This is a genomic window from Nocardia vulneris, assembly GCF_001613425.1.
GTDB classification, from domain to species: domain Bacteria; phylum Actinomycetota; class Actinomycetes; order Mycobacteriales; family Mycobacteriaceae; genus Nocardia; species Nocardia vulneris.
Map to the genome: position 1 here is coordinate 628,561 of NZ_BDCI01000004.1, position 13,826 is coordinate 642,386.

At 69.5% G+C, this 13,826-nt stretch carries 17 protein-coding genes; 7 read left to right on the top strand and 10 right to left on the bottom strand.

Annotated features, from left to right (window positions below):
- Positions 1-14 precede the first annotated feature (14 nt).
- The 4 genes from NVU01S_RS08870 (at position 15) to NVU01S_RS08885 (ending at position 3,520) form a co-directional block, all read left to right on the top strand.
- Entirely contained in the window at positions 15-1,397 is a 1,383-nt protein-coding gene (locus NVU01S_RS08870; RefSeq protein WP_043663018.1) for a lipase family protein, read from the top strand.
- A gap of 146 nt (positions 1,398-1,543) precedes the next feature.
- Positions 1,544-2,419, top strand: coding sequence for an oxidoreductase (locus tag NVU01S_RS08875; protein WP_043663017.1), 876 nt, complete (start codon positions 1,544-1,546; stop codon positions 2,417-2,419).
- Positions 2,420-2,519: 100 nt separating this feature from the next.
- Entirely contained in the window at positions 2,520-2,969 is a 450-nt protein-coding gene (locus tag NVU01S_RS08880; RefSeq protein WP_043663014.1) for a glucitol operon activator, read from the top strand.
- 182 nt (positions 2,970-3,151) lie between these two features.
- On the top strand, positions 3,152-3,520 hold the full coding sequence (locus NVU01S_RS08885; RefSeq protein ID WP_043663574.1) for a DUF3817 domain-containing protein: 369 nt from the start codon (positions 3,152-3,154) through the stop codon (positions 3,518-3,520).
- Positions 3,521-3,523: 3 nt separating this feature from the next.
- Here NVU01S_RS08885 and rdgB read toward each other — a convergent pair whose 3' ends face one another.
- The 10 genes from rdgB to clpS form a co-directional block, all read right to left on the bottom strand.
- The gene (gene rdgB / locus NVU01S_RS08890) at positions 3,524-4,132 is read right to left on the bottom strand and encodes an RdgB/HAM1 family non-canonical purine NTP pyrophosphatase (RefSeq protein ID WP_043663011.1); all 609 of its coding nucleotides are present in this window, start codon (positions 4,130-4,132) and stop codon (positions 3,524-3,526) included.
- Complete coding sequence (rph, locus tag NVU01S_RS08895; RefSeq protein ID WP_042261437.1) at positions 4,132-4,902, bottom strand: ribonuclease PH; 771 nt, start codon at positions 4,900-4,902, stop codon at positions 4,132-4,134. The genes rdgB and rph overlap by 1 nt, the downstream gene beginning before the upstream one ends.
- Positions 4,903-4,949: 47 nt before the next feature.
- On the bottom strand, positions 4,950-5,714 hold the full coding sequence (locus NVU01S_RS08900; RefSeq protein ID WP_081593905.1) for a cyclic nucleotide-degrading phosphodiesterase: 765 nt from the start codon (positions 5,712-5,714) through the stop codon (positions 4,950-4,952).
- A 69-nt stretch (positions 5,715-5,783) separates the two neighbouring features.
- Positions 5,784-6,509 (bottom strand): rhomboid family intramembrane serine protease, encoded by a 726-nt coding sequence (locus NVU01S_RS08905; protein ID WP_175068874.1) that lies wholly within the window; start codon positions 6,507-6,509, stop codon positions 5,784-5,786.
- 79 nt (positions 6,510-6,588) lie between these two features.
- Complete coding sequence (locus tag NVU01S_RS08910; RefSeq protein WP_043663007.1) at positions 6,589-7,551, bottom strand: PLP-dependent cysteine synthase family protein; 963 nt, start codon at positions 7,549-7,551, stop codon at positions 6,589-6,591.
- 8 nt (positions 7,552-7,559) lie between these two features.
- The gene (locus NVU01S_RS08915; protein ID WP_029892195.1) at positions 7,560-7,832 is read right to left on the bottom strand and encodes a MoaD/ThiS family protein; all 273 of its coding nucleotides are present in this window, start codon (positions 7,830-7,832) and stop codon (positions 7,560-7,562) included.
- Between the two features lie 33 nt (positions 7,833-7,865).
- The gene (locus tag NVU01S_RS08920) at positions 7,866-8,288 is read right to left on the bottom strand and encodes a M67 family metallopeptidase (RefSeq protein WP_029892194.1); all 423 of its coding nucleotides are present in this window, start codon (positions 8,286-8,288) and stop codon (positions 7,866-7,868) included.
- Positions 8,289-8,416: 128 nt separating this feature from the next.
- Complete coding sequence (locus NVU01S_RS08925) at positions 8,417-9,484, bottom strand: P1 family peptidase (RefSeq protein ID WP_043663003.1); 1,068 nt, start codon at positions 9,482-9,484, stop codon at positions 8,417-8,419.
- A gap of 31 nt (positions 9,485-9,515) precedes the next feature.
- Positions 9,516-10,085: an oxidative stress transcriptional regulator AosR gene (aosR, locus tag NVU01S_RS08930; RefSeq protein WP_043663000.1), complete on the bottom strand. Its 570-nt coding sequence runs from the start codon at positions 10,083-10,085 to the stop codon at positions 9,516-9,518.
- A 22-nt stretch (positions 10,086-10,107) separates the two neighbouring features.
- The gene (gene clpS, locus NVU01S_RS08935; RefSeq protein ID WP_014982109.1) at positions 10,108-10,458 is read right to left on the bottom strand and encodes an ATP-dependent Clp protease adapter ClpS; all 351 of its coding nucleotides are present in this window, start codon (positions 10,456-10,458) and stop codon (positions 10,108-10,110) included.
- 94 nt (positions 10,459-10,552) lie between these two features.
- Here clpS and NVU01S_RS08940 point away from each other — a divergent pair, with 94 nt between their 5' ends.
- From NVU01S_RS08940 to NVU01S_RS08950, 3 genes are all read left to right on the top strand, one after another.
- Entirely contained in the window at positions 10,553-11,905 is a 1,353-nt protein-coding gene (locus NVU01S_RS08940) for a nicotinate phosphoribosyltransferase (protein ID WP_043663567.1), read from the top strand.
- 122 nt (positions 11,906-12,027) lie between these two features.
- Positions 12,028-12,594 (top strand): pyrazinamidase PncA, encoded by a 567-nt coding sequence (gene pncA, locus NVU01S_RS08945; RefSeq protein ID WP_043663566.1) that lies wholly within the window; start codon positions 12,028-12,030, stop codon positions 12,592-12,594.
- Between the two features lie 55 nt (positions 12,595-12,649).
- Positions 12,650-13,826: ATP-dependent DNA helicase (locus NVU01S_RS08950; RefSeq protein WP_156522221.1), on the top strand; the 1,177-nt coding region annotated here is incomplete at its 3' end.

A 13,826-nucleotide genomic window follows, 5' to 3' on the forward strand; every position in this document is an offset into this window, starting at 1 on the left:
CGCGCACGCGCACGATGAAGGTGGTCGCGGCCCTCGCCGTGCTGGCGGCCGGGCTGCCGATCGCCCTTGCCGGGCAGGTCGCCGCCGAACCGGACACTCCCCCGGTCGCGCCCGCCCTGCCGTTCCCGATCCCGCCGATGCCGCCCGGTTTCGATCCCACGTTCTATCGCCCGGCCCCGGACAAGTTCGCCGATCTCGCGCCCGGTCAGCTCATCGCCGCCCGGCAGGTGCATGTGGCGAATCTGTCGCTGATCCCGGTCAACGTGGACGCCTGGCAGCTGTCGTACCGCTCGACCAACACCCGCGGCGAACCCATCGCCGCCGTGGCCACCGTGCTGAAGCCGCGCGGCTACGTGGCCGATCGGCCGCTGTTCTCGTACCAGATCGCGGAGGACTCCACCGGCAACTACTGCATGCCGTCCTACCAGTTGCAGATGGGTTCCATCCCGGCGACGATCACCGGATCGGTGCTGGTCGCCGCCCAGTTCCTGGAGGTGCAGGCAGCGCTGGCACAGGGCTGGGCCGTGGTCGTACCAGACCATCAGGGACCTGATTCCGCCTATGCCGCAGGACCTTTGGCGGGTCGCATCACCCTCGACGGCATCCGCGCGGCGGAGCACTTCGACCCGATGCAGTTGGCCGGCACCGCGACCCGAGTCGGTTTGATGGGCTACTCCGGCGGCGCCATCGCCACCGGTCACGCCGCCGAACTGAAGCAGAGCTACGCACCCGAACTCAACGTCGTCGGCGTGGCCGAAGGCGGCATCCCCGCCGACCTCTCGGCCGCATTGCAGATGGCCAACGGCAACCTGTCGGCCGGACTGATCTTCGCCGGCGCGCTCGGCGTCTCCCGCGAATACCCGGAGCTGCGCGATTTCCTGGACGAGAACATGAACGGCCTCGGCAAATTGATGATGGCGGCCAAGGAACAGCTCTGCGCGAGCTACCAGTCGATCTTCTTCCCGTTCGCGAACAACATCGGCATGCTCGCCAAGAATCCGTTCACCGATCCGAAGGTGACCGCGGTGCTGGACAAGACCAAGATGGGCAAGGCCGTCCCGGACATGCCGATGTTCATGTACCAGGCCAACCCGGACTGGCTGATCCCGGTGGGACCGGTCAACGAACTCGTCGACTATTACGCCGGGGACCCGAACGCCCGCGTCGAGTACGTCCGCGACCACTTCAGCGAGCACCTGACGCTCGACCCGATCGCCGCGCCCCGGGCCCTGCTGTGGCTGGCCGACCGGTTCGCGGGCAAGCCGGTGGCGACCGGCGTGCACACCACCGACGTCGGCTCGATGATGCTCGACCAAGCCACCTGGCAGGTGTGGGGCGAGACGGTCGGCACCGTGCTGGCCGCCGCGTTCCAGCAACCGATCGGCAGCGGTCGCTGACGGCCGTTAGCCGCCGCTGAAATCCCTGTTAGGCGACACTGAAGCCGGGCCGGAAAGTGACCGGGATCACTTCCTGTCTGAGACACTCGATGTACGATCCGGGCGATTCACTTCCCTCGGAACTTACTCGAGAGTAAGGTTGGCTCATGGCGTGGAAACCTACTGAAATCCCGGATCAGACCGGGCGCACCTTCGTGATCACCGGGGCGAACGGCGGGTTGGGCGCCGTGACCACCGAAGTCCTCGCGAGCAAAGGCGCGACCGTCGTCATGGCCTGCCGCAACGCGGCCAAGGCCAAGGAGGTCGCCGACGGCATCGCCGGCGACGTGCGTGTCGCCGAACTCGACCTGTCCGACCTGTCCTCGGTGCGCGCGTTCGCCGAGCAGCAGGGCGAGTTCGACGTGCTGATCAACAACGCCGGCCTGATGAACGTGCCGTTCTCGCGCACCAAGGACGGCTTCGAAACCCAGTGGGGCGTCAACCATCTCGGGCACTTCGCGCTGACCGGCCTGCTGCTGGACCGGATCGGCGACCGGGTGGTCACGCTGGCCAGCATCGCGCACAAGCAGACGCCGAAGCTCTGGGTCGACGACCTCAACTACGAGCACCGCCGCTACCAGCGCAACCTCGCCTACGCGCAGGCCAAGCTGTCGAATCTGATGTTCGCGCGGGAACTGCAACGCCGCCTCGCCGAGTCCGGTTCGAGCAAACGCTCCTACGGGGTGCATCCCGGGGTTTCCGCCACCGAGCTGTTCGCCAGGACCGAAACGCCGATCGACCGGATCATCAAACCGTTCGTCGCGCTGATCGGTCACCCGCCGAAGAAGGCCGCGCATTCGACGCTGTTCGCGGCCACCATGCCCGACGCCGACCCGGAGGTCTACTGGGGTCCGCGCCGGTTCTTCCAGACGCAGGGCCCGGTGGAATCCTCGCCGTCCACCCGGCTGTCCAAGAACAAGGAACTCTGGCAGCGGCTCTGGACCGAATCCGAGCGACTGACCGGCGTCACCTACAAGTTCTGAGCTCGACCGACTCGCCCACCGACCGGTGGGCGAGTCCGCGGGCGGCACCTGGTCGAACCTGTCCTACGTACCGTGTAGTAGACGGGGTACCGTAGTAGCCGTGTCCGCTTCACCCCGCCGCTCGGCACACAATCGCCCGGCCCTCATCGTGCTGGTGATCGTCGCCGCACTGGGCTGCCTCGCGCTGGCCTGGTGGCAGTGGCAGCGGTTCGAATCGAGCAGCGGCACCGGCCAGAATCTCGGCTACGCGTTGCAGTGGCCGCTGTTCGCGGCGTTCGCGGTGTTCGCCTACTTCCGGTTCGTCCGGCTGGAACAGGAGGCCGAGGAGCACGGCGAGTCCGGCGACGCCCCCGGGGCCACCCCGAAACCCGTTGCGCCGCGCGAGATTCCGGCCGGAATCCTGCCGGAGCGGCCGCAGCCGGTGCGCGACGAGGACCCGGTGCTCGCCGAATACAACCGGTACCTGGCCGAATTGCACGCTCGAGACATCGATGATCAGGTCCGCGAGGCGGGCCTGGGCGCCCGCGATACCGAGAGGAAAGCCGGTTGACCACCAGCGAGAACTTCACCGAGGGCGGTTCGGGCTCGGCTGAGCAGACCCACCTGTCGCAGACGCCGGACAGCGTCGAGGCGACCGCGGGCGACTCGGCCGCGAATTCGGCCGCCGATCGCACCGCGGCCTCGGCCGATCGCGCGGTCGCCTCGACGACCGACGGCACGCTGGCCACCGCGCTGCGCGGCGGCAAGGCGCCGCAGGAGCAGGAAGCCGCGCCCGCCACCGGCTCGGAGAAGACCGAGAAGATCCGGGCCGCGCTGCTGCGCTACCGCACCCTGGCCTGGGTCACCGGTCTCTGGCTGCTGCTGCTCACCGGCGAGATGATCGCCAAGTACGGCTTCGACGTGCACACCCCGAGCTGGATCGCCGTCGTGCACGGCTGGGTGTACTTCGTCTATCTGCTGGTCACCGCCGACCTCGCGGTCAAGGTGCGCTGGCCGGTGCTGCGCACCGTCGGCACGCTGCTCGCCGGCACCATCCCGCTGCTGTCCTTCTTCGTCGAGCACGTCAACGCGAAGAAGGTCAAGCAGGACTTCGGCGTCTGACGCTCAGCCGGCGAGCTCGGTGAGCGCGGGCAGCAGCTGGGTCAGCGCGCGGCCGCGGTGCGACACCGCATCCTTCTGCGCCGGCGTCAACTGCGCCGCGGAGGTGTCGCCACCGTCCGGGAAGAACAGCGGGTCGTAGCCGAAACCGCCCTCGCCCAGCGGTTTCCGGCCGACCGTGCCCGGCCATTCACCGCGCACCACGAGTTCCGCGCCGTCCGGCACGACCAGCGCGCAGGTGGAGACGAACCGGGCGCCGCGGCGCTCGTCCGGCACATCACCGAGCTGCGCCAGCAGCAGCGCGTTGTTGGCCGCGTCGTCGCCGTGCTTGCCCGCCCAGCGGGCCGAGAGCACGCCGGGCATGCCGTTGAGCGCGTCCACCTCGATCCCGGAATCGTCTGCGACACAAGCCAATCCGGTGGCCGCGGCGCCGTCACGGGCCTTGGCCAGCGCGTTCTCCTCGAACGTCGCGCCGGTCTCGGGCGCCTCGTCGTAGGCGGGGACATCGTCGAGCCCGACGATCTCGATGCCCGCGATTCCCGCCTCGGCGAGGATGCGACGCAGTTCGTTCAGCTTCTTGGCATTACGGCTTGCGACCAGCACGCGACGCGTCATTACTTCTTCTTCGACTCGGACGGCTCCGGCAGCACACCGGGATACGGCAGGGCCAGCGCCTCTTTCTGGATGGCGAACAGTTGCTCGCAACCGGCGAGCGCGGAGTCGAGCAGCTTGTCCAAGGTGGAGCGCGGGAAGGTCGCCCCCTCTCCCGTGCCCTGGATCTCGACCAGGGTGCCGGTGTCGGTGGCGACCACGTTCATATCGACCTCGGCGCGCGAATCCTCTTCGTAGGGCAGGTCGAGTCGCACCCGGCCGTCCACCACGCCGACGCTGACGGCGGCGATCGCGCAGGAGATCGGCTGCGGGTCGGCCAGACCGCCCGCGGCCCCCAGGTAGGTGACCGCGTCGGACAGCGCGACGTACGCGCCGGTGATCGCAGCGGTTCTGGTGCCGCCGTCGGCCTGGAGCACGTCGCAGTCGATCGCGATGGTGTTCTCGCCGATCGCGGCCAGGTCGATGCAGGCGCGCAGCGAACGGCCGACCAACCGGCTGATTTCCTGGGTGCGGCCGCCGACGCGACCCTTCACCGATTCACGGCCGCTGCGGGTGTGCGTCGCGGCGGGCAGCATCGCGTATTCGGCGGTGAGCCAACCGAGTCCGGAGTCGCGCCGCCACGGCGGCACCCCCTCGGTGACGCTGGCCGTGCACATCACTCGCGTCTGCCCGAACTCCACCAGCACCGAGCCCGCCGGATGGGTGGTGAACCCCCGGGTGATCCGTACCTCGCGGAGTTCGTCGTCCGCCCTGCCATCGGCTCGTCTAGACACGCGGACAGCCTAAGGGGTGGGAGACGGAGCCGACGGGGTGGGTGTACTCAGATATCGAAGGTCTCGCCCGGCGCGACCGCGTGCACCGGTCCGGTGAACTGTGCCTTGGCTTCCGCGATCACGTCTTCCCGCGAGGTCCACGGCGGGATGTGGGTGAGCAGCAACTCTTTCACGCCGGCCTCGGCCGCGATCTGCCCGGCCTCGGTGCCCGAAAGATGAATGCCGGGTGGCCGATTCGCGGGGTCGTGGGTCCAGGACGCCTCGGCCATCAGGATGTCGGCGCCGCGTGCGAGTTCACGCACCGACTCGCACATCGCGGTGTCGCCGGTGTAGACGAACGTGCGCCCGGCGGCGGTGACGATCCGCAGCCCGTAGGACTCCGGCGGATGGAACATCCGGAACGCCGACACCGTGTGCCCCGGCCCGAATTCCACTGTCTCCTCGACGTTCCACGGGCGGTGGTCGATCACGTCGGACCAGTCGTCGCATTCGCCGCCGACCTCGGCCGAGGCGTTGCCGATCCGCAGCGCGCTGTCCGACGGTCCGCGCACGATGGCCCGGCCGACCGGGGGTGTGGGGTGGTAGCGCCGCCAGACCAGCAGCCCGGGCAGATCCAGGCAGTGGTCGGCATGCAGGTGGGTGAGAAAGATGTCGACCTCACCGGGGTCGGCATAACGCTGCAACGCGCCGAGCACGCCGGGTCCGAAATCGATCACCACCGGCCGCATATCCGGGCCGGTCAGCAAATACCCCGACGCTGGGGAGTCCGGGCCGGACACACTGCCCGAGCACCCGAGGACGGTTAGGCGCATTCCCCCATGCTGCCACGACGATTCTGCGCTCAAGAAACTATCCCCCACATTTCTCGAAGGGCCGCACGCTCACCGTGGCGACGCAATGATTCCCTGCTGATCCCCGCGACGACTTCGACGTGCATCACCAGAGAGTACCCAGCCGGCGAGCAATCCACCCACCGCCCCGAAAAGATGGCCCTGCCAAGAGATTCCGGGCTGACCGGGCAATACCCCCCACAGCAGCGACCCGTAGAGCGCCAGCACCACCAGCCCGAGCACGATCTGGCCGACGTTGCGGGCGAACCAGCCGCGTGAGATCAAGAATGTCAACCAGCCGAACACCAGAACCGACGCGCCCAGATGTACCGAGCCGGTCGCCCCGGTCAGCCAGGTGCCGAGGCCGGCCACGATCCAGATGATCGCGGTGGCGACCAGTCCGCGCCCGATCCCCGCGCACAATGCCAGAAATCCGAGCAGGAGCACCGGCAGGGTGTTGCCGACCAGATGCGGCCAGCCACTGTGCAGCAGCGGCGCGAACACGATCCCCCACAGCCCGTCGGCGTCGCGAGGATGGATTCCGGCATTGTCGAGCTGGTTGTTGTCGAGGGTGTCGACGCCCTCGATGCCGTACAGCAGCGCGACGAATCCGGCGATCAGCATCCCGGCGCGCAACCACAGCTGCCGCAGCACCGCGAAATTCGTGGATGTCGCAGGCGTGCCCGGAACCCGGGGCGCCGCGGCACCCGGCTTGGCCGGCTGCGCGCGGATCCGCGCTATCCGATCCGGATCGAACGACGAACCGACGCCGGTCATCGGCACCTCCTCGGGACGCGGGCGACGGCCCGCTCCTTCGAGGGTACCGACCGGCGCCGCGCGCTACCGCGGGAAAGGCTCAGGCCCAGAGCTGTCCGTCGAGGCGTTCCTCGGCCTCTTCCAGCGTGCCGTCGTACGCGCCGGTCGACAGGTACTTCCAGCCACCGTCGGCGACCACGAACGCGATATCGGCGCGGGTGCCCGCCTTCGCCGCCTTCCGGGCGACCCCGAGCGCGGCGTGCAGGATCGCACCGGTCGAGATGCCCGCGAAAATGCCTTCCTCCGAGACCAGTTCGCGGGTGCGTTTCACCGCGTCGAACGGGCCCACCGAGAAGCGGGTGGTCAGCACCGATTCGTCGTACAGCTCGGGGATGAAACCCTCGTCGATGTTGCGCAGCCCGTAGACCAGCTCGCCGTAGCGCGGCTCGGCGGCGACGATCTCGATGCCCGGCACCTTCTCGCGCAGGAATCGGCCGGTGCCCATGAGCGTGCCCGTGGTGCCCAGGCCCGCGACGAAGTGGGTGATCTCGGGCAGGTCGGCCAGGATCTCCGGACCGGTGGTCTCGTAGTGCGCCAGCGCGTTGGCCGGGTTGCCGTACTGGTAGAGCATCACCCAGTCGGGGTGCTCGGCCGCGATCTGCTTGGCCCGGGCCACCGCCTGATTCGAGCCGCCGGCGGCCGGGGAGTCGATGATCTGCGCGCCGAACATGGTGAGCAGCTGCCGCCGCTCCACCGAGGTGTTCTCCGGCATCACACAGACCAGCTGATACCCCTTGAGCTTGGCGGCCATCGCCAGCGAGATGCCGGTATTGCCGCTGGTGGGTTCCAGGATGGTGCAGCCGGGCCGCAACAGTCCGTCCCGTTCGGCCTGCTCGATCATCCGCAGGGCAGGCCGGTCCTTGATGGAACCGGTGGGATTGCGATCTTCCAGCTTGGCCCACAGCCGCACGTGGTGCTCCCCGTCCCACTGCGGGGACAGGCTGCGCAGCCCGACCAGCGGGGTGTTGCCGAGCGTCGCGATCAGCGATTCGTAGCGCGCCACGGTGTCGGTCAGCCTCCGGCGACGGCAGGCAGGATGGTCACGCTCGCGTCGGCGGGTACCTCGGCCGCGAGGCCGCCCGCGAAACGCACGTCCTCGTCGTCGACGTAGATGTTGACGTAGCGGTTCAGTTTGCCGTCCTTGAGCAGGCGCTCGGCGAGCCCGGGGTGGTTCGCCTCGAGGTCATCGATCAGCGCGGACAGGGTCGCGCCCTGCGCCTGCACGCGCTTCTCGCCTCCGGTGAGGCCACGCATGATGGTCGGGATGGACACGGTTACCGGCATGAGAACTCCTCGGTTTCACGAACAGGCATCGGTTCAGACGGATTCATAGGCGTCGACGATGCGCACCGGTTCCTCGGTGACCTCGCCGTCGACGATGCGGTAGCTGCGCAGCTCGTGCTGTTCCGGATCACGGGTGGAGATCAGCACATAGTGGGCATAGGGCTCGGACGCGTAGGACACATCGGTGCGGCTCGGGTAGGCCTCGGTGGCGGTGTGCGAGTGGTAGATCACCACCGGCGTCTCGTCGGCGTCGTCCATGGCGCGCCAGACGCGCAGCTGCTCGCCGGAATCGAAACGGTAGAAGGTCGGCGAACGCTCGGCGTTGATCATGGCGACGAACCGCTCCGGGCGGTCCGAGCCCTCCGGTCCGGCGATGACGCCGCAGGCCTCGTCGGGGTGGTCGGCGCGCGCGTGCGCCACCATCGCCGCTACGAGGTCGGCCCTGATCACCAGCACGAGTCAAACCTTTCCGCTGTGCCGACCCATCGCAGTCGACAACCAGTCACAATATTCGGCTATTCCCCGCGACCGGTCGGCCGGTCGGGTTCGCCCGCTCGGGCCCGGCGCGTCCGAGGTGCGCGGAATCAGCGCGCGGACGGGAAGAGATCGCGATACGCGGGCACGCCCGCGACCGAGGTCGCACACAGAATGGCGTCGACGATGGCCCGCTCCACGCACAGCGCGGCGGCGGTGCCGAGCTGGTCGATGAGCTGCACGTCCGGCGGGAACGCGGGCGGCAGCGCGATGCCCTCCGGCGGCACCCAGGTCCCGGTGGCCAGCGCGAAGAGCGTGTCGCCGTCGAACGGCGAGTGCGCGGGCCGGACCGCACGGGCCAGTCCGTCGTGCGCGACCACGGCCAGGCGCTTGCAGGCGGTGGGACCCAGGGGTGCGTCGGTGGCCACCACGCCGATGGTCGTGTTGAGCGCCATCCGCTTGCCCGGCAACGCGTTCGCCTGCGCGATCTCCTCGGCCGTACCGGGCCGCAGGCCGAAGAACTCCGGGCCGTCGGTGCCCACGCCCCACGGCAGCCCGGTGCGCGGATCGATCACCGAGCCCGCGCAATTGGCGACGACGAGCGCGGACACCGTCGCACCCGCCGCGGCGCCGGCGCCGATCACCACACTCGCGGTGCCGATGCCGCCCTTGATCGAACCGGCCCGCGCGCCGACGCCCGCACCCACCGTGCCCCGCTCGAATTCGAGCGCCGCGGCCGCCGCGGCCCGGTAACCGAAGTCGGCGGTGGGCCGAATGTTCCACGCGCCCACCGGAAGATCGAAGATCACCGCGCCCGGCACGATCGGGACCACCCGGCTCGCGTCGGTCGGATCCATCGGAATGCCCTGGCCCTGCTCCTCCAGCCAGCGCATCACACCGTCGGCGGCGGCGAGCCCGTAGGCGCTGCCGCCGCTGAGCAGGATCGCGTTGGCCTGGCGGACCGTGTTGGACGGATCGAGCAGATCGGTCTCGCGGGTGCCCGGTCCGGCGCCGCGCACATCGACGGCGGCGACCGCGCCGTTCGGCGCGTAGACGACGGTGGTGCCGGTCGCGGCGCCCGTGCCGAGGGTGGCGTCCGCGTCGATGACGTGCTGCTGCCCGACGAGCAGGCCCGCCACGTCGGTCAGCGAATTTCGTTTGCCCGCTTGCGCATTCATACGTCGGCTCCTGCTCGGGGGTGGGGCGGACTCAGGGCGCGAGCGCCTGCAGCAACGAGTCCTGCATCCAGGTGAGCCAGTGGTAGACGTCCAGGTGCGGCGCGCGCGGATCGTCGGGGCTCAGATGATCGGGGGTGTCCGCGTCGATGCCGAGCACCGTGCCCAGGGCCAGCCGGACATCGGTCAGCGCGGTCAGCCACGCGTCGGCCTGCTCGGGGGTCAGCACGATCTTGCCGCCCGCGCTGGGCAGCGTTTCCAGGATCACCGAACCCGCGGCCAGTTTGGCGTCGATGATCTCCGGCTCGTGCAGGCCACGCAGCGCGCTGTTCAGGTCGGCGCGATCGGCGTCGGGTGAACCGGGCTCGGGCCGATGGAAATCCGGCAGCAGCCGGCGCAACCGGGGATCCTCCGGTGCGGCGGTATTACCCGTACGCAGGCCGGTCAACGCGGCGAGGTCGTCCTCCGGCGCGGCATCGGCTCGTTCGGTCAGCAATCCGGACACCGCACCGACCAGCGACCGCAGCACGTTGGCCTCGCGTGCGTCCATCTCGGATCGCAGTTTGAGACCGCTCAGCGAGTTCTTCCTGCTCCACTTCCGCACGGCGTCAGGGTAGTCGTCCTGGTCAGTCGTCCCGCTGCATGGTCGCCCAGAGACCGGCGGCGTGCAGGCGTTGGACATCGTGTTCCATCTTGTCCCGGGAACCGGAGGAAACCACCGCTTTGCCCTCGTTGTGCACCAGGAGCATCAGCTCGGTCGCCTTCGCTTTGCTGTAGCCGAAAAGCTTTTGAAAGATGTAGGCGACATAGTGCATGAGGTTGACCGGGTCGTCCCAGACCACAGTGACCCACGGGCGATCCTCCGCCTCCAAGATCTCGGTGTATTCGACCGCCTCCGGGGTCGCCTGTGCCGCCGACAGTGTCGCGTCCACGGCGTCCACCACGACGCCGCCTCGGACTATGTTGCACAAGGCCATAACGTCAAGGGTACGACTCGACTCCGAATGAGCAACACCCCGATCTGCCCGGATTCGCGCATTTTCCAGGTCAGCCGCCGGGCACCGACCTATGATGCGCGGCCTGGCTGTCTACAGTGGCTGCGTGGACATCCGCGATGGCGTCACCAGCACCGCTCTGCTGACCGACCAGTACGAACTGACCATGCTCGCGGCCGCGCTGGCCGACGGGTCGGCGCATCGCCGCTGCACCTTCGAGGTGTTCGCGCGCCGGCTCCCGCACGGTCGCCGCTACGGCGTGGTCGCGGGCACCGCGCGGGTACTCGACGCGCTGGAGCACTTCCATTTCGGCGAGGCCGAACTGTCCGTCATCGCGCGGTTCCTGCCCGCCGAAACCGTGGACTGGCTGCGCGCGTACCGCTTCACCGGCGAGATCGACGGTTACGCCGAAGGTGAGCTGTATTTCCCCGGCTCCCCTATCCTCTCGGTGCGCGGCACCTTTGCCGAATGCGTCGTGCTCGAGACGTTGATCCTGTCGATCCTCAACCACGACAGCGCGATCGCGTCCGCGGCCGCGCGGATGGTCAGCGCGTCGGGCGGGCGGCGGATGATCGAGATGGGCTCGCGCCGCACGCACGAACTCGCCGCGCCGGACAGCTCCCGGGCCGCGTATCTGGCCGGCTTCGACGCCACCTCCAACCTGGAGGCGGTGCGGCGCTACGGCGTGCCCGGCGCGGGCACCAGCGCGCACGCGTTCACGCTGCTGCACACCGGCCTGGCCGGCGGCAGCGGCGAACACGAGGCGGCGGCGTTCCGCAGCCAGGTCGCCGCCCTCGGCATCGGCACCACGCTGCTGGTCGACACCTACGACATCACCCGCGGCGTGGCCACCGCCATCGAGGTGGCCGGGCCCGAACTCGGTGGCGTCCGGATCGACTCCGGCGATCTCGGCGTGCTGGCCAGGCAGGTGCGCGATCAGCTCGACGGTCTCGGCGCGACCAAGACCCGGATCGTGGTGTCCGGAGACCTGGACGAGTACGCGATCGCCGCGCTGCGGGCCGAACCGGTCGACGTCTACGGTGTCGGCACCTCGCTGGTCACCGGCTCGGGCGCGCCGACCGCGGGCATGGTCTACAAGCTGGTCGAGGTGGAGGGCGTCCCGGTCGCCAAGCGCAGCAGCCACAAGGAGTCGCGCGGCGGCACCAAGCGGGCGATCCGGCTGTCCCGGCCGACCGGGACGATCGTCGAGGAGATCGTGTATCCGGCCGCCGGGCCGGCACCGACGGCGAACGGCTTCGAGGCCAGGGAGTTGCTCGTCCCGCTGGTGCGCGACGGCAAACCGGTGACGGACCTGCCGACCCTCTCCGACAGCCGCGACCAGGTGGCCCGCGGCCTGATCAGCCTGCCGTGGGAGGGGTTGAAGCTCTCCGCGGGCGAACCCGCGATCCCGACCAGCTTCCCGAGCTGATCCGGCTACCCGTTCGATTCGGTGGGCGCGTAGCGCGATTGCGTCGTGCCCGCGTGGTCGAGGTGGCGCACCGAGCGGCAGAATGCAGTACAGGGACACAGTTCATACCGCGGGAGGTCACCGTGACCCGAGCCTTGATCATCGTCGACGTGCAGAACGACTTCTGCGAGGGCGGATCGCTCGCCGTCACCGGCGGGGCGGCGGTCGCGTCCCGGATCAGCGAGCACCTCACGTCCGCGGACTACACCGCCGTCGTGGCCACCCGCGACTTCCACATCGATCCCGGTGACCATTTCTCCGCGCACCCCGACTACGTCGACTCCTGGCCGCCGCACTGCCGCGCGGGGACGCCGGGCGCCGACTTCCACCCGAACCTGGACACGAAATCGGTCGAGGAGATCTTCTCCAAGGGCGCGTATTCGGCCGCGTATTCGGGTTTCGAAGGCACAGCCGCAGACGGCACCGTCCTGGCCGACTGGCTGCGCGGGCGCGGCATCGAGGCGGTCGACGTGGTCGGCATCGCCACCGACCACTGCGTGCGCGCGACCGCGCTGGACGCCCGGATCGAGGGCTTCGACACCCGCGTCCTGCTCGATCTGACCGCGGGCGTCGCGCGCGACACGACCGACGCCGCACTGGATCGGATGCGCACCGCGGGCGTCGACCTCGAAGGAAGCGTCTGCGGGTAGCGCGATCGCCGCTGGGCCCGCGCCCCCTGTCGGTGGCGCGCAGTAGGCTGCTCGCGTGCCCGAACTGCCGCCCGTACCCGAACTTTTGGCCACCGCTGTACAGGCGCTCGGCGGAAAAGAGCGTGTCGGACAGCTGACCATGGCCACCGCCGTGGACCACGCCATCGACACCAAGGAGCACCTCGCGGTGCAGGCGGGCACGGGCACCGGCAAGTCGCTGGCCTACCTGGTGCCGAGCCTGCGCCACGCGGTGCGCACCGGGCGCACGGTGGTGGTGTCGACCGCGACGATCGCGCTGCAGCGCCAGCTCGTCGACCGGGACCTGCCGCGGCTGTCCGAGGCGCTGAGCAAGCCGCTCGGGCGCGCGGCGAAGTTCGCGATCCTCAAGGGCCGCAACAACTATCTGTGCTTGAACAAGATCAACAGTGTGATCCCGGACGAGCCCGCCGAGGCCGAGCTGTTCGACGCGTTCGCGATCTCCCGCCTCGGGCGCGAGGTGCAGCGACTCAACGAGTGGGCCTCCGATACCGAGACCGGCGACCGCGACGAACTGGTGCCCGGCGTCACCGATCGCGCCTGGCGGCAGGTGAGCGTCTCCTCGCGCGAATGCCTCGGCAAATCGCGCTGCCCGTTCGGGCAGGACTGTTTCGCCGAACGAGCCAGGGCCGAGTCGGCGCAGGCCGATGTGGTGGTGACCAACCACGCCCTGCTCGCCATCGACGCGATCAGCGGCATCCAGGTGCTGCCCGAACACGACGTCGTGGTCATCGACGAGGCGCACGAGCTGGTCGACCGGGTCACCGGCGTGGCCACCGCGGAGCTGGCCTCCACCGCGATCAGCGCGGCCGCGCGCCGCTGCGCCAAACTCATCGACGAACAAGAGGTCGACCGCCTCGAAGGCGCCGCCGAAGCCTGGCACGAAGTGCTCGAAGAACTGCCCGCGGCCCGCTGGGAACAGCTGCCCAGCGGCGTCGCGCCGGTGCTCGCGCTCGTTCGGGACGCGGCGTGGAACGCGCGCACCGCGCTCGCGCCGCAGGGCGGCACCACCCAACAGGGCGACCCGGAGTCCGCGGCCGCGCGCACCCAGGCGCTGGCCGCCATCGACGAGGTGCACGACAGCGCCGTGCGCGCGCTCACCGCGTTCGACGAGCCCGACCCGGCGAACCGGCGCGACGTCATCTGGTTGTCCGCCGACGAGATGCGCGGGGTCACCCGGCGCTCGCTGCGGATGG

Coding starts and splice junctions, on each gene's coding strand:
- NVU01S_RS08870 (WP_043663018.1), top strand. CDS start 15: ATGAAGGTGGTCGCGGCCCTCGCCGTGCTGGCGGCCGGGCTGCCGATC.
- NVU01S_RS08875 (WP_043663017.1), top strand. CDS start 1,544: ATGGCGTGGAAACCTACTGAAATCCCGGATCAGACCGGGCGCACCTTC.
- rdgB (WP_043663011.1), bottom strand. CDS start 4,132: ATGACGCGTCGCGTGCTGGTCGCAAGCCGTAATGCCAAGAAGCTGAAC.
- NVU01S_RS08900 (WP_081593905.1), bottom strand. CDS start 5,714: ATGCGCCTAACCGTCCTCGGGTGCTCGGGCAGTGTGTCCGGCCCGGAC.
- NVU01S_RS08905 (WP_175068874.1), bottom strand. CDS start 6,509: ATGACCGGCGTCGGTTCGTCGTTCGATCCGGATCGGATAGCGCGGATC.
- NVU01S_RS08915 (WP_029892195.1), bottom strand. CDS start 7,832: ATGCCGGTAACCGTGTCCATCCCGACCATCATGCGTGGCCTCACCGGA.
- NVU01S_RS08925 (WP_043663003.1), bottom strand. CDS start 9,484: ATGAATGCGCAAGCGGGCAAACGAAATTCGCTGACCGACGTGGCGGGC.
- clpS (WP_014982109.1), bottom strand. CDS start 10,458: ATGGCCTTGTGCAACATAGTCCGAGGCGGCGTCGTGGTGGACGCCGTG.
- NVU01S_RS08940 (WP_043663567.1), top strand. CDS start 10,553: ATGCGCGGCCTGGCTGTCTACAGTGGCTGCGTGGACATCCGCGATGGC.